Raw genomic sequence first — 19,957 nt, forward strand, 5'->3', positions numbered from 1 at the left:
GCAAATATAAAAGTTGCTATCTCTATTAAAAAATAGCAAATAACTGCTAAATCAGTGGATTATTATTGCTTACTGATGTCACACTTGAAAATATCCCATTTCTCCCGATACGGTAGTTTAATTAATAGATCAAATAACTGGCAGGTTCAAACTTGCCCAATTCTATTTTAAATACACCATTTTGTATCTTGACTGGATTTCCATTGGGAACGCCTCTCAAATTCACAGGTTGTGCCACTCCATCTCTCTTTACCGGCAAAGAGATTTCACAGAGACCGCTTTCACCGCTTTGTTCCCATACACGCAATAATTTGCCGCCACCGTCAGGATTATTGCCATAAGCCGTTAACAGTACTCCTTTACGGGATATTTTCACGCCTTCGTTCATTACCGGCAATTTACCGGCAGGACAGGTGGCGATTCCGATCTGCAAAGGCAGACGGGTTTCCCATGCGGGGGTTATTAAACCGGACTCATCATCTACATTCTTCGGGTTCACCCATAAACGGACTTCCGTAGTCAGGTTGCCATTCCAAAAAGAAGCAAAGTTTGTATTCCAACGATTATTAAACAAGTTGAAGTACACATGCGACCGGGGATTTTCATAAGTATCGGCATAATGCATAAAATCCAAATCACCCAAAACAAATGCAGGGGCATCTATCGGGCAAACACCAACGGAATATTCCTTATCTTTTATCATTATTCCCGAATTGGACCAGATATAATTAAACTGGCTGCCTTCTATCAAATCTTTGGCCGGATCAATAACCGAACCGATACGTCCAACCCGATATTCCGGAGATTTTGTTTTAAACGGCAATGCAATCCATCCGGCTTCAGGTTCTTCCGTTGCCGGCTTATTGATTACGGAAAGTTTCACATCTATACAAGGCATATTCTCGTAAAGCGTTACAGTCAGGCCAGCCGTATGTTTTTCCTCTCCGACTGATGCAGAAGGAGTTAACACACCACGGATGGATGACTTATGGTTCTCCACATGAAATTCCATATTCCGGGGAGATTCATGTATGCCTTTTGTCCGTTCATCCAAATAGGTACTTTTACCTGTTATCTGATAATGAGAATTTTTGTATTTGTCATATATATATTCTTTCAGATAGCGGTATGATTGCTCTTTGTCGTACCTTTCATACACATAAGAGCCAAAACCATTTTCAGACTGGTCATCCACTAATTCCCGCTTGTTTGTTTTATCCCAGATACTCCTGATGCATCCTTTCTTTTTGTCAAATGAGACTTTGTACCATTTGTTCTCTATATAATTACCCTGTTCTTCCCCTTTTAATGAGTTTTCGACTTGGGCAGGTGACTCATCTGTCAGGATATATGTCTTATAGCCATTTGCCGGTATACCTTCGGTGAAGAAAGTACCCAGGCGCTTTGAATCGGCACCATACACTTTCAGGTCATAGATACGACCGGTCCCCACTTCTTTCACATAAGCCTCTTTGATAGAACCTTGTGACGGTAATACAAAATTTACCATCCCTCCACGTTCCCATGGAAGCGGATTGTATACAACGAAACGGAAACCTTCCTGAGCAACATTCTCTGTCAACGTAGCAAGTTCATTCTCCAGTTCCGGCCGCAAAGCCTGCTCAGCATCTTCAATATACCCGATATGTTCTTTCCATGACTCTTTCATCCGGGCATACGCAGGATCCAAACCGGTAACATACATCTTATACCAGTCTTTGCCGGTTAAGCCGGGAACAAAATGCTGGTTGGCAAGTCCCCAGGTATGTTCGCCGTACATCAGGCTTTTATCATATATATAAGCCAAGTCTTCATCAATTTCGTAAGGCATGATTCCCCATTCCTTTTCCTGTGTATGCAAAGTTTCCAGCAAAGGCATCAGGGGACGTACTCTTCTTGCAGTCTGGGTTGCCTGCGGATTAGACATCACGCCATGTACCCAACTGTCAGACATATCTCCACGTACCACCGGCAACCCGGGATTCTCTGCAAAAACAGCTTCTGCAAAATCAGACATTTTACCGATACGTATTTTAGCATTGGGATATTTCTCTTTTATATGGACAATTACCTTTTCCACCTCTTCTGCCGTTGGAGGTCCGGCATTATCGCCGGCATGCACGAATGTAAGCCATGATTTCAGATTCCATCCTTCAGGAGGAAACATTCCTCCGCCATATCCCTCCGAAAACATGGTCAACACCCTTGAACCGTCGGGACCTTCCCACCAGAACAAAGTCGGAACCTTCACCACACGGTTGGTCGGATTAGAACCGAAATGAAAGAACTTGATTCCGGCATGGTGTAAAATGGTCGGTAAAACCCAGGTATGCCCCGGAACATCCGTCATTTTCCCGTCGGTCGGAAGTGGTAAACCGTATGTACGAGCCAACGAAGAAGAATAGCCCAGACCACGCACAAGATCTTCGAGTTCAAGCGTTCCCGTATGTGTTGTATAAGGAAGTGCATGCGTCACCAGGTTTCCGTTTTTTAAAGCACGTTCTATCCGCAACCTACGCTCCGGAGTCTGCCGATCCCAAAGCATTTGTTCCAAAGGCCATCCGGGGACGGTCCACGCAAACTGCATATCTTTCATCTTATCCGCATTTTTATCCATCACATCCATGGCTTTATCAATCATGGAAGTACGGTATTCATGTACAACATCACGTGCCAATGCCGAATAACCGATATCAAAATGACTTTTGAATACCAGATAAAACGTCATCTCTCGATTCGAGATTTGAGAGACATCGTCGTTCTTATGTTTTTCGTAATTGTCGGCTTGTGCATACAGCTGACCGGAAGGTAGAAAAAGCAGGCTTAAGAAAGCCACAGACAATTTTAATATTTTCATTGTATTAGTCGTTAATATTTAAACTTTGAAAAAGCATAAGTATGAGGTAACCGTTTCCTGTCGATCGGACAAAAGTAAAGACAACAAAAACTTCATCCAATAGCCAAAAGATGCTTATTCAGTGGATTATTATTGCTTTTATGCTATAAGAATGTATAAAAAAGCATGCAGATAAATCTTTACAGATAAAATCTGCATGCTTTGAAGTCAATCAAGTCTACTTATTTTAATGGGTCGAAAGTACCTCCCCATTCGTTGTTCTGCTCAATCTTAGAATTACGATCGAGAACATCTTTGGCAACAGATGTAAACCAATGGTTCAGATCTAAATTAAACATATACTGTTTATCCTTATCTACGCATTCTATATATTCAAAATGGAATAATTTGCGAACTTCAGGATCAAACATATCTTTTGTCCAATCGAATTTACCCTCTTTAACAAGATTATAGTCATTGATGACCGGATACAAGGTAGAACGATATTTTAAATTATTCAATATATCGTAGCGTTTCCAACGACGCAAATCGGAGAAACGTTTTCCTTCGTAAGCAAATTCGATAAAACGTTCGTTGATATAAGCCTCACGAATTTGGTCCTGGGTAGTAGCAGTAATACCATAATTAGTAGAAGACTGAATACCGGCACGCTTACGAATATCATACAACACCTGCAAAGCTTCACCGCTCTTTCCTAATTCATTAGCACATTCACCATAATTCATCAGCACCTCTGCAAAACGAATTTCAATCCAATCAGTTTCGGCATTATAAACTTCTGTAATCGTAAGTTCATCCAACCCTTTTTTCTGGTAGAAGTTAGCTCCTTCCTGCTGTCCTCTATCAATTTCATCACGGATCAATGAATAATATACAAATCCTTGTGAAGCTTCACTATCTTCTAATTTTGTCCAGGCATTCCAATATTTCATATCACCCGGCAGTTGGTCTGAAGCACCTGGATATTTTGTACCCGGACAAAATATTGTAGCATGAAAACGTGGATCACGATTCATATAAAAATCATCCATAAACTGTTTATTGTAATCCGGATCGGAGGCCAAACGCTCTATATCCAATTCCAATTTAGTACCGTCCAATTTTGGAAAAGCCAACAACAAAGGTAAAATAGCTTGGTTATCATTAGCACCATCCTTTGTTAATGCTTCCGGACGAATATTCTTCTGGTCAAACGCATGGTCAGGATAATAGAATTGGTTCACCATAATTACTTCTTTATTTTGCTCGTCATACCAAATATCCGCAAAGTCACCTTCATACAGTCCTTTCCCTACACCACGTAAGAAATCTACAGCATCTTTATTTGCTTTATAAGCAGCTTCCCAACGCGCCTTGTTATTATCAGGGTTAAACAACGGGCTGGCATACTGTAATAACATACGACCTTTGAAAGCCATTGCACAACCTTTATCAATTCGTCCATAATCAGCTCCAGCCCAAGTATCCGGCAAACTTTCGATAGCTTCATCCAAATCTGCCAAAATCTGTGCCACACAGTCGGATGTACTGCTACGCGGAACAAACAGACTTTCCACATTGGTCACATCTTGAAAATGGGTAATCAAAGGAACACCTCCAACGGAGAAAACTTTTCCCCAATAATCCCAAGCTCTCCAAAAAAGAGCTTGACCACGCATCTGCTTTTTTTCTACGTCGGTCAGAACAGTAACACCTTCTAACTGATCCAAAAAGAAATTGATACGGTCAATATTACCATACCCCCAGTTAGTGGTATAATTATCAATTGTTATCTGTCCCCGTGCAAATTGGCTCATATTAGTGGGTCCGTTCATCCCCTCATCGGTATTATTCGCTGATACAGGCCAACCAGGTAACATATTCCCATAAATATCTGTCAAAAAAGAAGATATCATGTTTTTATCAGACCATACATTATCAGGATTTATTGTTCCATTATTGGTATAATCCAAATCACAACTAGTCATCAAAACCACACATGCGCCAAACAACGCTACTATATTTCGTTTCATAATTTATTCGTCTTTTTAGAATTTGACATCTACACCCAAGTTTACAGATCGCAATATTGGGAATGCATTACCATTACCAATTTCAGGATCATAATAATTTTTATTGAAACTACTTAATACAAACAAGTTGGTACCGGTTACAAAGAATCGAACATCGTCGAACAACTTATTGTAAAATTGATTTTTAGGTAGATTGTAACTAACCGTCAGATATTTCAAACGCATAAAACTTGCATCTTTCAACCAATAACTTGAAGCTGTTTCATAAGTTTTTGTATTGTTACTACTGATACGCTTTGGTAAGGTTGCATTCTGATTTTCCGGTGTCCAACTGTCATTATACCATTTTTTCCACATACGGTTCCATTCAACGCCACCAGCCAAATCTGTAGCCCATTTGTCAACGCCCAACTGTCCGGAGAACATCATATCCACACTTAGGCCTTTCCAACTACCACCCAAATTCAAACCATAAATGACAGGATTATTACTGTTTTTCAAAATAACTTTATCCCAATCATTAATAATACCATCAGGCTTTCCGTCAGGACCGCTCAAATCTTTAAATACCATCATACCTAACTCCGGTGATAAACCGTTATGCTGATAATTCGGATGTTCTGCTTTAAATGCATCCAATTCTTCCTGTGTACGAATAATTTTATCAAATTCCCAGCCTGTGATATAACTACGAGATTTACCTACAGGGATGTCAATCCATCGAGCATTTTCAGCATAATCTTGCTTAATCGTCTTATTCCATCCATACGACATAGTCAAATTTCCATAATATGAGAAATCTTTATTGTTCCCATGATACCCCAATTGTAAGTCAAAGCCTTGCGCATGAATTTCACCGTAATTTTCAGCCGGCATTGTTAAACTAAACGAATTCGGCAATGTATTCTGACGACTCCCCAAAATATCATAAGAATTACGATACCAGTAATCGGCCGAAACAGTCCAATGGTTCAAGAAATTCACATCTGCACCGACATTATAGCTCAATGCTTTTTCCCAAGTCAGATTCGGATTTACAACACTACCATAGGTAATACCGACCGATTTCGACGGGCTACTGCCAAAATAAGCAGATGAACCGGATTTATAGGACTCCTGCCACTGCCAACCTCCGACAGAATCGTTACCGGTTAATCCGACAGATGCACGTAATTTCAAGAACTGAATTGCTGATTTATTAAAAAAGCTTTCTTCTGAAATAACCCATCCCAACGAACCGGCAGGGAAGAACCCCCAACGCTGACTGGGAGCAAAGTTCATAGATCCATCTTCACGGAAAGAAAAACTGAGCAAATACTTGTCGGCATAAGAATAACTGAACTGTCCTATATAAGAGAAACGCCCGCTTTGCCAATCGGTATCACCACCTCCCCAAGTATCAGCTCGAGCACTACTGGCTGCCCAGAACTGGTCTGTCATATAAACCGGGAATGTCTCACGACCACCATGTACACTAGCCCCATCACCTTCATACCACTCTGTTACCAAAGTACCTGATACACGATGTAAGTTATTGAAAACATTTTCATAACTCAATTGAACGTTAAACTGCTTATCACCACTCCAAGAAGACTTACGCTGTATATAGTCTTTTCCTACCCAGGTTGTCTTCCGCGTTCCAATAATATCCTCATCCTTAGTAGAGAATATATGATTATGGGTACCGGATTTCTTAACTTGATACAAATCATAATTAGTATAATATATCTTATTAAGATCATGCACCCAACTTCTGCTATATGAAATCTTAGCACTAAGACCTTTGAGAAAAGGAGCTTTATATGTTGCACTTATAACAGCTTGAGGTTTCAACATTTGTGACTTATTATATCCCCCCTTACCATCGACTGAAGCTCCATTATTTGCAATCCATCCAAAATCAATATGTTTACCACTATCGGTATATACCGGTTGATCAGGCTGCCAAACTCTCAATTTACCATAATTAGCCTCAGCATTTTCAAATACAGCATTCCCCTGGAAAGTATTATAAATAGCTAATCCGGCAAAAACCTCCAAATCTTTTGTTATATCCGCAGTCACATTCATACGAATATTATACTTATCATAGGTGTACGGTTTTAAAAAACCCTCCTGCTTAACATAAGAAGCAGCACCAAAATAACGAACTTTTTCACTACCGCCATTTACACTGAAATTATGAGTCTGAGTAACCGGATTACGCCAAACTGCGTCCAATTGATCATATCCCCAGCCATTATTGATCGTTCTGATATGATCGATTTCTTCTTGAGACCAAGCCCAACCGGCAGGGTCGGCTTCACCATTGATACGACCATACAACTCAGCTGCTTCAACGCCACTGGTTAAATCTGAATTCTTTGTACGTGTATCAATACTATACCCATAAGAATAATTGAAAACCGGCTTTCCTCTAGTACCTTTTTTGGTAGTAACGATAATTACACCTCCGGCAGAACGTGAACCGTAAATAGCCGCAGACGCAGCATCTTTCAAGACTGTTATATCTTCGATTTCATTCGGACTTAAATTATTGAAATCTCCACCGCCTCTAACAACACCGTCAATGACATAAGTCACGTTCTGATCATTCCAGGAAGAGCCTGTACGAATAGAAATGCTAGGAGCTGCTCCTGGAAGACCATTCGGAGTACTAACACTTACACCGGCCAATTTACCTACTAAAATATTTCCTGCCGAAGTTGTAGGTAATGTATTCAATTTTTCATCCATTTTCATAGATGATACGGCACCTGTCACCAGACCTTTCTTCTGTGTCATATAGCCGACTACCACCACTTCATCCAGTAATTCCGTATCATCAGCCAACCGGATATCTATTTTATCCCTTCCTTTCACTGCTATCTCCTGGTTTTTAAAACCGACAAAAGAGATAACTAAGGTTGCATTATCAGAAACATTCAATGAAAATTTGCCATCTATATCAGTGATAGTACCATTGGTCTTTTCTCCTTTTTCAAATACATTAGCTCCAACAACGGGTTCTCCTTGCGAATCTAAGACTACTCCTGTTACGAGACGTTTTTGAGAGACTACCGTATTTTGTCCCATATTCTCCAGCGGAAAATCAGAGCTTTTATCATTCGTTTCGGCAAAAACCGACGAAGGGGACATTGGGTTTAACAAAAAACATATACCAAAGACTTTAAATGTGGTAAAAAAACTTTTCATACTTTTGTAAAGAATTTATTAGTTAATAACTAATTGATTTTAATTCAAATACGAATCGGAGAAAATTAGGCCTTTCTCCGGTTCTTTTTTTACTAGGTCAGTTTTCCATACGCAATCTGTTTTTTAAGGTTACACATAATTCTATTTCACACTATATTTGTATTTCTTATACATTCTTGCGATATATGGATTACGCATGTAACAGGCCAAAGCAAATTTTTATATTCGCTCCACCATTTGACAGAGATAGACTTGTTTATACTCATAATCCACATTAAACGCTATTAAAAAGCCTTAGTCCTGTAAGAACTATGGCAAAAGAGCATAGGAACTAACTGTCTATCAAGATATTAACAAAACAAGCTTAGAATAAAGTTTTTTTTGAAAAAACAGGAGAGTATAATTATTAATGTTTTGGTTTAATTAAAAAAGCTTAGTTCTTACAGAACTTAAAATAAAGTAAACAAAACTCTATATTCAAGCACAAGTGAAACATCAATAAACCTATTATCAAGACAATAAAATCAACATAATGTATCACTTGTACTTCAAACATTTACACGTCAAAAGACTATTTACGTAAAATCAACATAATATTAACACAAAGATATTGTATTAAGTACCATTTGAACTTGACATATCTTACGAAATAGATGCACTATCTTACTATTTTCAAAAACATCTATTCTTTTCTATTCTCAAAAACAAACCACTCTAGATTCATCAAATCCAGCCCTTTAACAGCAGGATCAACAGCCTTAAACACAAATACCAATGCATGTTTCCCCGTAACTGGTTGAATATTTGTTTCGTGAATAGCATAAGCTGTTTCACCTTCCATTGGAGTTATATCACACGTCCCGATCAATTCCCCTTCAGGGCTATCCAGCCGTATTTCTATCTGAGCAGCCTTGTTCCTATCCCATGTTTTACAAACAAAATGATTTACTTTTGTATCTGTAAAATCATAATATTTCCAATAGGCATAATCACCATCGCGAATGTCCGCTAAGTATTCTACCGGAATATCATTATCCGGACGACGCACTGCAACCATAACATTTCCTGACATCAGACAAGCTCTTGCTGCATCCATCCGATAAAGAGGCGAAATAGGGCCACCGATACCCTGCGTGGTCATTTCCACCTGCGGAATAGTACCGTCCGGATTAAATGTTATTGGTTCCAAACAGGCTTTTCTCATGGTCGCACTCGCATGCGTCGGACGATGATAAGCGATATACCATTGTCCGTTGATTTCGACAATACAACCATGGTTATTCACCAGGTTCCTTCCGCTTCCCCAGTTATCAATAATAACACCTCTGTAAGTGTAGGGACCCAGTGGAGATGTCGCAGTCGCATAATCTAACGTTGCACAGTTAGATTCTCCATGTTGAGAATGGCTTCCATATACAAAATAATAGATGCCGTTCCTTTTCCGGACGGAACTACCTTCATTGAAGAAATGCGTTTCATAGGTTAACAAACTATCATGAACAGCTCCTTCTATCGAAAGCATATCCTTACTTAGCTTTGCTCCCTTAGCATACCCCTGCCCCCAGAACAAATAAGCCTGCCCATCGTCATCAATAAAGACAGACGGGTCAATACCTTTTATCCCTTCTATCACCTTCCCATCCCTAAACGGACCATAAGGAGAAGAGGAAACTGCCACACCTTCATCGTCTCCACCTCCGGCAAGACAATAATAAAGGTAATATTTCCCGTTGTGATGGATACAGTCCGGAGCATATAAAATCCTATCCGTATAATCTACTTGTTTGCCCGGACCATCAGTAGCAAAAGAAAATTGCTCCACACTCCAGTTCACAAGATCGGACGAAGACAATACGTTATAAGAACGAGAGCACCAGGCGTTACCAGGTTCGTCGCGCGATCCGTAGACATAAACACGTCCATCAGGCATCTGCCTTACCTCAGGATCTGCAATATACAATCCGGGAGGAGCGATAGGATTTAGCATTCTGTTAGTCGAAACGACTGTAACCTTATCGTTCGATTGCCGTTTTCCATCGAACTGACACCCCGTAAACACCCCTGCTATAAACAGGCCACTTACCAGGAAAAAATAATTCATATATGAATAAAACATAAATTACTATTTTAAATTAGGCCATACTTTTATCCGTTTGGTAGAAGATAATTTTTCTATCGGCCCGACAACCGGAGTAGCAGAACGTTTATTACCGAAAAAGTCTTTTTCCAGTTTGAAAGGTGTTCCGTCTGGATTCTCAAACGGGAATCCTGTCAGTTGAGTGATACCTAAACGTTCGGCATCTACCTTTTTTCCTTTAAATGAAGATAATTCTTGCAGATTAATGTCACTTACCAGATATACTTCGCCGTCGGGAGTTTCCTCTACTTTCAATTTCGGATTGACTGCTTTCTCCACCCAATCCTGCGTCTTGTTCGTCATCGGAAGAGAACCGTTCAGGAACAGATTATTCTCTGCATAAATAGGACGTTGTGATACATCGAATACGATCATTCCATATTTTAACTTACTGTTGTCACCACCAATAAAGATATTATTAAAGAAGCGATGATCGCCTTCGGTGATAGTCCGTATGCCTTTCACTTCGGTAGAATGGTTCAAGTGATACGGAGTGTAACGCTGGTCATCCAAACGGTTGATGTCTCCGGAAAAGATATTATGCAGATAGGCTCCGCCATCGGTATTCTCCTGTATCGTACGAGGTGAAAGGGAAATGTTGTTATCTACTACATAAGGTCCGTGGGACACTTCGAAAAACAAGTCCTGTGCCAGGTTGTCATACAATAAATTGGAAGATACGCGTGCTCCCTGTGCCATCCAGTCCAGCCAGATTCCATAATTACCCGACTTATGAATCCGGTTATGATGAATATAGGTATCTATTGCACCATGTAATTTAATACCGCCCATTTCAGCTCCGCCAAATTGTTGTTTTACCAGGATATTATAGATATGGTTTCCGTAAATCTCGCTGAACGCCGCTCCCATACTACCACAAATACCGGTTTGCTCACAATCAGAAATGACGTTGTTCCGAACGATATGGGAACCGACGTTATCTTTGCTCCATCCGCGACGTAGCGTATTGAATATTACTTCTACATAGTGTAACGTACCGTCCAGACGTTTGTCGTTACATTCCAGATTATGTCCACTGGCACGTTCTTTTCCCAAAGTGATACCGTTGGCTCGGGAATTCTTAATAACATTATCCTCGATAATCCACCCCTTACACCAATGGGGAGCAATCATCCCCACCTGTTCGGCTGTCGGAGCAGCCCACTGCGTGGCGGCCTGACTTATATGGAAACCACGAATCGTGATATAATTCAGTCCCTCACGTGTCGGATAGAAACAAGTAGGACGAACCGATACTTCTACTGTTTCCTTATTCGGATCAATATCTCCAAAATTTGCATAAATCGTCGTATTATCCGCATCTACTTCTGCGAACCATACATTCGTACATCCTTGGGGATCACGTATTGTACGGAGCGTATCCGGTGCAAATACCTTATCCAGGCTAAATTCTTCATAAAGCGAAACATCATTCAAATATACATCTCCCGTATGATGAACCCGTTCAGACCATAGCCAGTCACCATACAGACGGTCGTTGAACGGATTGTAATTTCCAAAGAATGAATTAGGCAATACCACCTTCCATACTCCCTTTGCTTTCTTCTCCTTTTTCCAACCAGTCACCAACTCTGAACCTTTTATTTCAGCTTTCTCACCTTCGGCCACTCGATACAGGATACGTTTTCCTTCCCGTTCCCCACCGCTCAACGGATTCACCCATTCACGATAAACACCGTTATGTACCGTAACCGTATCTCCCGGCAACGCTTTCTGAGCAGCCCAATTTATAGTTTTAAAAGGAGATGAAATATCTCCGTTATTAGCATCACTCCCTTTTACCGATACATGATATTCTTTGGCTGATAACACATTCACACACAAACAGAACATCGAAATCAAGCATAGTATTTTTTTCATGGTTTAAAAATTATAATATTACAATTAATTAGATAACGCAAATATAAAGGCAGCTATTCCTATTTAAAATAGCAAATAGCTGCCTATTTTGTGGATTATTATTGCTTACTGTTCTCACACAAATCAAACGAACGTCCTTTTTGTCCGTTCTCCATCTGATACAAAGTCCAACCACTGTTATCCGCCTTTTTCTCCAATCGCCAACTCAATGCCGGATTTTGTAACATCTTACGAATATGCGTCGGAAAAGCATCTGCCCTACGAGCTTCTTCCCAAGTACGGACCACATTGAATATCGCATATTTTTGCGGACAACTTTCTACATCTTTCTGACCGATCCTGAACGCATACGTACAACCATAACCGATAGCCGTAGCTTCAATATGCTCAAAATCTTCCACCGTCGACTCAGCCGTAATCGGGAAGTTTCCACCAAATGAAGACGGGAAAAAGTTGGCATAAGTAACATCACGAAGGTCTTTACCCTGACTGGTCGTACTACCCCATACACGCTTCTTCACATCATAAATATTCAAACCGCCTCCCACATTCCAAGTGCTCTGATAATGCCAGGAGCCTTCCGACAAAGTCGCTCCCGTAAAACGAATATCCGGTAAACCATGCTTCTTCGCTTGCTCAAACATATTGCGGAAGAAACGTTTCACGCCATAACCGCCAAAACCAGTGTGGAAATAAAACTCCTGTCCGTCATAATCGAACATACCCAATCCGCTGTTCTTGCAAATATCGGCATAATGGCGTGCCAGTTCATCTTGTAATTCCAGGTTAGGAATCAATCCGGCATATGCTCCGCCTACCGCAGGTTGAAGTTTATCCACAGCATCCCCCTTTACATGAGCAGCAGGTCGAGTCCCCCAATAACCACGTGTCACTTTCATGAGCCGATATGGTTTTTCCTTTGTAACACCCAAATAGTGAATCAATTCCTTACCGATCTTAACCATATTCAATTCCGGACTATGTCCTTCCCAACAAGCTACTTCTTCCAAATGAGTAGGATCATCGATATAAATCATCGTATCCGTCTCGTTCAAATTTTCCGTAAGAAAACGACGGTGTAAAATACAGATACTGTCCGATGGTACCGGACTACAATCCTTCGTTCCGGGTGCCATTGAGTTAGATATGGAGGTACGCCCCAAAATCAACCCCTCTTTAGCCAACAGGTCGGCATACTCGCGAGTAGACAAATCCTTATCTGTGAAATGATAGCGTTTCTTTTCATGTCCCGGACCGTCAATGAAACCGCCATTTCCCCTATCGGCATGCAAGAAAGGTTGGTCGTACGTATGAATCACTTTCAATCCCATCTGTTTCGCATACGACGCCACACTGTCCATAAGTCCTCCGTATGTACATAGATCCGGCATGAAAGTTGTAGGATCTTTTACCCATTTACCCTGGAAAGTAGGATAAGGCAAACCCTCATTCAAAACGATATCCTGAATAACTTCCATCAAAGCCGTACTATCCGGGCTACCCCACAAAGCGATAGACGAACCGATGAAATCCACTCCCGGAACATCCTGACGCATCATGTGGTTAGGTTCATTGTTTTGGAAGATAGGATTACCTTCCGGAGAATAGATCATCTTACCTTTCCGGCGATCACGCGAATGATAGCGTATATTAATTCGTCCGTTACAATCAACAAAAGCCGTATTACCATATAGAATACGGAAATACGATTCTTTCCGATTATAAAAAGCCACATCGTTGATTCCGTCGCCTCCCATCGTAAACTGTTGCCCTTCATGCAATGTTAACGGTAATGGATGATTCACCGGATCAGGCGTATGGGCAATATAACCCGAAGGACCTGTTTCGGATGTAAAACGTGATTCTCCGCCAATCGTATTATCATCCAACGCCAAAGCTCCGATAGCATAACCTACCGCAGCCGAGGTATCACGGGCCACCCCGATCATTTCCCCCAATAAATTGGTAATATTCGTATAATAATTACCCCACTGTATACCATCGATTCCATTATAAGGTTCCAAACTTTCCAACTTCAACTTGAAATATTTTGTCTTCTCATCCAAAGCAACCGTTGCCACAGAGCCGTTCTCGTATTCCAACCGATACTTGCCTCCGCTGTAATGAGCCTTTTGCGGATAATAATAACGTTTCAGGTCTTCGTCATAAAGAGACAACAGGGGCGACGGCTGGTCCGCCGGACTGAAATTACGACTTTCGCGTGTCAAGTTCCACATACCGGTGATATATCCCCGGTTATCTATATCAATACCGAAACGATCTGTTTTGAACGATTGATGTGTACCCGACTCGCAACTACATAACAACAGAGTTGCAGCTACAAAAGATAATGTTTTCTTCATGATATAATTTATAAGTTTTATTTACTGTCTATATTAAGAATACACTTCTTGTACCAAAAACATTTAGATAAACTAGTTAAAAAATTTCTTTTTAGAAACAGAGAAATACAAAATTACAGGTTTCGGCTTTCCCATATAATAGCAAATAATTACCTTTTCCGTGGATTATTATTGCAAGTAGTGCAAATGGTACTGATACTACTATGCTAGCCAGACGACATAGTAGTGCTGGCATGATGGCCCCCACCCTATAACGTACGTATCCGTTGGAAAAAAACGTACGCTTTTCTTCCAACGGATTATCTTTAACCGACTTCACATCCGTATTCAACATGACAGCCCATCATTGATAAAACGATAGCTAAACATAATTTCAAACCCATATATGTTCTTATTTTATTATTCATGATCTATCTCAATATCAACCGTCGCCTTTTCCAAACCATCCGCCTCGATAGTCAAGCGAAGCGGTTTATTTCCATCTCGTTTAGCTTTGACTATAGCCAGGAACAAACCGTTAAACGCCGGACGGGACGGTTCCGAAAAGGTGATCAAACAAGTCGGGTCACCATTATCAGTTGCAACAATTTCCCCGTCACCTTCCAAGCTACAGAAGATACGGTTCTCGGCTGTCGGCACATCGTATCCATCTTTATCCACCAACGATACTTTAACAAAGACTAAGTCCTCGCCATCCGCTTTGATCAATGTTTTATCCGGTACGGCTTTCAGACGAACGGGATCACCGGTAGTCCGCACACGAGTTTCCGCCCACTTTTTATGCTGCTTATAAGCAACAGCCTTCAACTCTCCCGACTGATACACCACGCTATCCCAACGGAAACGGTATTCATACGGTTGCTTTTGTTTCTTTCCCAACGACTTGCCATTCAAGAAAAGTTCCACCTCGTCCCCCGAACTATATACAAAAACAGGTGTCACTTTACCTACCCGATCGGGAAAATTCCAATGTGGAAGGATATGTACCATCGGCGTATCTGGCATCCAACGCGCCTTATATAGGTAATAGCGGTCTTTCGGGAAACCAGCCAAATCGACAATACCGAAATAACTGCTCCGCGACGTAGGGCGGTTACGTTCTATCTTATTCAATTCTTCACGCTGCTTAGCCAGTTCTTCTTCTGTCATGGCAGCCGAGTGATTCAACAAGACACTGGCATCACTATTAAATGGAGTCGGTTCGCCCAAATAATCAAAACCGGTCCATACGAATTCACCACAAATGGCCGGATATTTATCCAATGCAGCAAACTCCCAATCAGGTAGTCCTCCCCATCCGGGTTGCGTCAAATCATAAGATGAAACATGGAGTTGGCGTGGAAAATATTCGCCTCTGGAACTCATCGTCGAACTCGATTCACTGGAATATCCCGACAAATGCTCATGCCCTTTCTTATTCAAAAACTCTCCATAAAAATCTGGTCCTCCATATACGCCTGCCGCATAATTCATACCATGGACATCCACCTGCAATTCCGTTCCATTCACGGCAGACTTACTCGGATAAGAAGCTCCGAACGTAGCCGGACGGGTCGTATCGAAACGATGAACCACTTCTGTCAAATGACGGACAATGCCCAGTTCCGGATTATATTGTTCAGGTAACTCATTTCCCGTACTCCACAGGATAACCGATGGATGGTTCCGGTCCCGGCAAATCAGCATTTCTATATCTTTTTCATGCCATTTTTCGTATAAAGAACTATAGTCATACTCTTTCTTTCCTATTGTCCAACTATCGAACAATTCGTCCATAACCAGAAACCCCATCTTATCTGCCAGCTCCAACAATTCCGGTGCCGGAGGATTATGAGAGGTACGTATTGCATTACAACCAAAACTCTTCAGTATGCGCAATTGTCGCTCCATGGCAACCTTATTCACTGCTGCCCCCAAAGCCCCCAAGTCGTGATGGTTACATGTCCCGTTTATCTGCACGCGCTTGCCGTTTAACAGAAAGCCGTTATCATGCGTGAACTGAATAGTCCGGAAACCAAATGGTGCATCATACACATCCACCAGTTTGTTTTTATTATAAACCGACACACGGGCCAAATAGCGGTTAGTATTCTCCAGACTCCATCGTTTAGGAGAGTTCACAAGCAAAGAGACCGTATCACCAATCAATTGGTTTGGTTTCAACAGTAATTGTTTCTTTACGACTGCGACTTTCGCGCCCGGTACATCATCCTTATCCAGTTCATAAATATCAACCACGTACTGTCCGTCTACCGCTTCCGATAAATTATTCTGTATTTCGACATGGACCAAGGCATTGGCCTGCTCGTCTGTGATTTCAGGTGTTGTCACAAAAACACCCCACTGCCCCACGTGTACAGGATTCGTTTTCACCAACCGTACATGCCGATAAATACCGGCACCGGGATACCAACGGGAGCCGAACTTTTCGGTATTCAGCCGGACAGCTACCACATTCTTTTTATCATACAAAAGATACGGAGTCAAATCGACCCGAAAAGAGCTGTATCCGAAAGCCCATTCGCCCACTTTATTCCCATTAAGCCACACTTCGGCATTCGCCATCGCACCATCGAAATCCAGATAAAACCGTTTCTTTTTATCCTTCGAGGATACTTCAAAGTATTTACGATACCAACCGATCCCCTTCCAAGGCAATTTTCCGGTATATCCATCCAAGTCAATACGGAAAGGTCCCTCGATCCCCCAATCATGAGGAACATCCAGTCTCCTCCAATCCCAATCGTTATACGAATATGACTGTAAAGAATCCGGTTCCTCCACACGCGAACCATCCGCCTGCAAACCAAACCGGGCAAACCGCCAGTCTCTATCAAAATTCAATTCGGAGCGTTGGCCCCAAGCCAACAATCCGAACATGTTTATACATGCAATAATTAAATAAAACTTTCTCATATTGATTCTATTGTTTTAAATTTCCGACAAACCCATACACATTACCCCCAAAATCCACTGCGAAAAGACCATTTCCCGACACGGCAACAGTTGCAAAGATTGGAGCTCCCATATGATGACGCCACTGTAAACGTCCTGTTTTGGCATTGATTGCATAGAGTGTTCCATCGGAAGCCCCTATATAGACCTGATCCCCACAAATGACCGGGCTAGCTTCCACCGTTGCCGGATGGTTCCCTTGGTAAGGGGCGGAGAGAATCATCGCTTCACGAGTCTTGAAACGCCATTTCTCTTCCAACGTCTCTTTATCCAATGCTACCACCCCATTGGTAGAAGTTCCGAAGATGATCGCATCGTCCGTCACCAAAGGAGTAGAAGCCACCTCGACCCCTTCACCCAATTTCTTACGCATCAGGATACGCCCAGTCTTATTCTCTACCATCAACAACGAATTGGCGGAGGTAACATACATGACATCTCCCCATACGGCTGGAGTAGCCGCACGGAAGCGCAAATCAGAATCCCAATCGCCCCAAAGCATCTCGCCGGTCTTCGCATCGTTGCCGAACAAGCCTCCCCAGTGTCTGCTACCAATTATTACATTATCCTGGCTCAACGCCAAAGTAACCACACAGCCCTCTCCACGTCCCCAGTCCTTATTTTGCCAAATGATTTCACCAGTCGTAGCCTTAAATGCTGTCAGTTGATAACCAGTACCAGCATAAACAATGCCATCTTTAGCAATTAGTCCATCGTTCAAAGCTGGAGTCACGCCAATTTTCAAATCCTTTTGCCAGGCTATAGAACCGTCAGATTTCTTCACTGCATACACGATACCTTGTACATCCTGAGCAAATACCAAATCTGATTCTACAGCAATACTATTGCGAACGGATGATTTAAGCGAACATTTCCAGACAATATTACCGGTAGTTGCCTCCATTTTGGTCAGAGACGCTTTTCCTGTTTCGTTATCATCAATTGAAGCGACATAAACAAAGCCCTCGCTAACAACCGGTGCCGACATATAAATGTTGGAACCGACATTTTTCGTCCAAGCCAAGCGAGGAGCACGAAGCGTATCTTTCACAATACCAATATGCTCCGGATTTCCCAATAGATTCGTCCAATCCCCACCGGCTACAATCCGGGACGTATTTTGCTTGTCATACAAAAAAGAGGCCGTCTTTTTACCGATCTCCCCATTTGCATAATGAGCCTCGGCAATAACGGTCACATAATGCCCTTCGGCTATTTGTGGCAAAGTCATCTCGGCCGTCCAGGCAAAATCGCTTTGTTGTTTCATCGGCTTACCAGCCAATAGGGTCTTTCCATCGAAAGTACAAGAATAACGTACCTTGGTTACCGGACTGGCGGTTGAATAGGCATTCACAACCAAGGGGATAGTCCCTTCCGGGGTAATGGCCGCCTGGTGGTTCTGAATGGAAGCGATGACCATGTGCTTGTCCATATAGGAATAATGGAAATCAGAAGTAAAGTCGCCTTTGCCATCAATGTTCATGACACGGAAAGCGGATGAAGCATGGTCAATACCGCCATAAACCGGCGTAGAAGAACAGATCACACCAACCCCATTATCAGGATGGGTATACATATGGTTGACATGCCAATGCCCGTAAAGCCATGCCTTCAGGTTATGAGCCAACAAATCAACCGTTTCTTTATTCTTCAACGTATATTTAAAGTCAGGACACCTACATTCGCCGGGGATGGTGTGGTTGAACACATAAACCGCTTTATCCTTGCCGACATGCTTCAAATCGTTCGCCATCCAAGTGAACATGTCATCCAACCGGTAGCTTGGCGCATGGTCGCCTCTCGGCATCGGGGTGACAATGTAATGCACGTTACCTACCTCAAACGAATAAAACGTAGGTCCATAAATCTTTTCGAATAATTCCTCCCCGTATTTCCCTGCAACCAGGTCATGGTTGCCTACCGAATAGAACACCTGCGTTTCGGGCATATTTGATGAATTCATCACCTTGATATGGTTATTTAAACCGCCTACGTAACAAATATCGCCCGTGTGGATAATAAAAGCCACCTTTTCATTGGCGGCATATTCGCGCATTCCTTCCGTCCATTCGTCTTGCCCTTGTTCCTCACCGATCTCGGTATCCGATATATGGATAAACTTATGGCTTCCATCACTTTTCACCGCATCATAGCGCAACAATCCGAAGTCATAGCTGGTCTGCCCCTCTTCAATACGGTGATAATACGCATTCTCGGTCTTATACCCCGAAGGAGTCGTGATAAAAATAAAACGCTCCTTCTCGTGCCCCGGCGAACAAAAACATCCTTTTTCATCGGTTAAAACTACGTTTAATCCATCGGAAACCGATATTCCTTTCATCAAGGTTTCACCTTTGTCCCAACGCCCATTATGGTTCGCGTCTACAAAAACTTTGCCGGTATGTTGCGCCGACACGATGGCAGGGAATGCCAACAACATTCCCAATATTATTTTTTTCATGCTTTAAATATTAACAAATTAGTCCATGCAAATATAAAAACGGCTATCGCTATTTAAAATAACAAATAGCTGCCTTTTCCGTGGATTATTATTGCA

Annotated in this window: 8 protein-coding genes; all 8 read right to left on the bottom strand. The window is 41.9% G+C overall.

The window, feature by feature from the left end; genetic code table 11:
• Window positions 1-121: 121 nt before the first annotated feature.
• Complete coding sequence (locus K6V26_RS17315) at window positions 122-2,857, bottom strand: glycoside hydrolase family 38 N-terminal domain-containing protein (RefSeq protein ID WP_224263422.1); 2,736 nt, start codon at window positions 2,855-2,857, stop codon at window positions 122-124.
• Window positions 2,858-3,078: 221 nt separating this feature from the next.
• On the bottom strand, window positions 3,079-4,869 hold the full coding sequence (locus K6V26_RS17320) for a RagB/SusD family nutrient uptake outer membrane protein (protein WP_007654764.1): 1,791 nt from the start codon (window positions 4,867-4,869) through the stop codon (window positions 3,079-3,081).
• A gap of 15 nt (window positions 4,870-4,884) precedes the next feature.
• Window positions 4,885-8,007 (bottom strand): SusC/RagA family TonB-linked outer membrane protein, encoded by a 3,123-nt coding sequence (locus tag K6V26_RS17325; RefSeq protein WP_224263423.1) that lies wholly within the window; start codon window positions 8,005-8,007, stop codon window positions 4,885-4,887.
• A gap of 739 nt (window positions 8,008-8,746) precedes the next feature.
• Complete coding sequence (locus tag K6V26_RS17330; RefSeq protein WP_224263424.1) at window positions 8,747-10,180, bottom strand: family 43 glycosylhydrolase; 1,434 nt, start codon at window positions 10,178-10,180, stop codon at window positions 8,747-8,749.
• Window positions 10,181-10,186: 6 nt separating this feature from the next.
• Complete coding sequence (locus K6V26_RS17335) at window positions 10,187-12,082, bottom strand: right-handed parallel beta-helix repeat-containing protein (protein ID WP_224263425.1); 1,896 nt, start codon at window positions 12,080-12,082, stop codon at window positions 10,187-10,189.
• A gap of 98 nt (window positions 12,083-12,180) precedes the next feature.
• Window positions 12,181-14,445 (bottom strand): hypothetical protein, encoded by a 2,265-nt coding sequence (locus K6V26_RS17340; protein ID WP_224263426.1) that lies wholly within the window; start codon window positions 14,443-14,445, stop codon window positions 12,181-12,183.
• A gap of 399 nt (window positions 14,446-14,844) precedes the next feature.
• Complete coding sequence (gene galB, locus K6V26_RS17345; protein WP_195584280.1) at window positions 14,845-17,361, bottom strand: beta-galactosidase GalB; 2,517 nt, start codon at window positions 17,359-17,361, stop codon at window positions 14,845-14,847.
• 7 nt (window positions 17,362-17,368) lie between these two features.
• Window positions 17,369-19,861, bottom strand: a complete 2,493-nt coding sequence (locus K6V26_RS17350) for an outer membrane protein assembly factor BamB family protein (protein ID WP_224263427.1) — start codon at window positions 19,859-19,861, stop codon at window positions 17,369-17,371.
• Window positions 19,862-19,957: the final 96 nt, after the last annotated feature.

The sequence above is a fragment of the Parabacteroides goldsteinii genome (genome assembly GCF_020091425.1).
Classification (GTDB): domain Bacteria; phylum Bacteroidota; class Bacteroidia; order Bacteroidales; family Tannerellaceae; genus Parabacteroides; species Parabacteroides goldsteinii.

Excerpts from the sequence above, each read along its gene's own strand:
- K6V26_RS17335 (WP_224263425.1), bottom strand. The coding sequence starts at position 12,082 with ATGAAAAAAATACTATGCTTGATTTCGATGTTCTGTTTGTGTGTGAAT.
- K6V26_RS17330 (WP_224263424.1), bottom strand. The coding sequence starts at position 10,180 with ATGTTTTATTCATATATGAATTATTTTTTCCTGGTAAGTGGCCTGTTT.
- K6V26_RS17320 (WP_007654764.1), bottom strand. The coding sequence starts at position 4,869 with ATGAAACGAAATATAGTAGCGTTGTTTGGCGCATGTGTGGTTTTGATG.
- K6V26_RS17340 (WP_224263426.1), bottom strand. The coding sequence starts at position 14,445 with ATGAAGAAAACATTATCTTTTGTAGCTGCAACTCTGTTGTTATGTAGT.
- galB (WP_195584280.1), bottom strand. The coding sequence starts at position 17,361 with ATGAGAAAGTTTTATTTAATTATTGCATGTATAAACATGTTCGGATTG.
- K6V26_RS17325 (WP_224263423.1), bottom strand. The coding sequence starts at position 8,007 with ATGTCCCCTTCGTCGGTTTTTGCCGAAACGAATGATAAAAGCTCTGAT.
- K6V26_RS17350 (WP_224263427.1), bottom strand. The coding sequence starts at position 19,861 with ATGAAAAAAATAATATTGGGAATGTTGTTGGCATTCCCTGCCATCGTG.
- K6V26_RS17315 (WP_224263422.1), bottom strand. The coding sequence starts at position 2,857 with ATGAAAATATTAAAATTGTCTGTGGCTTTCTTAAGCCTGCTTTTTCTA.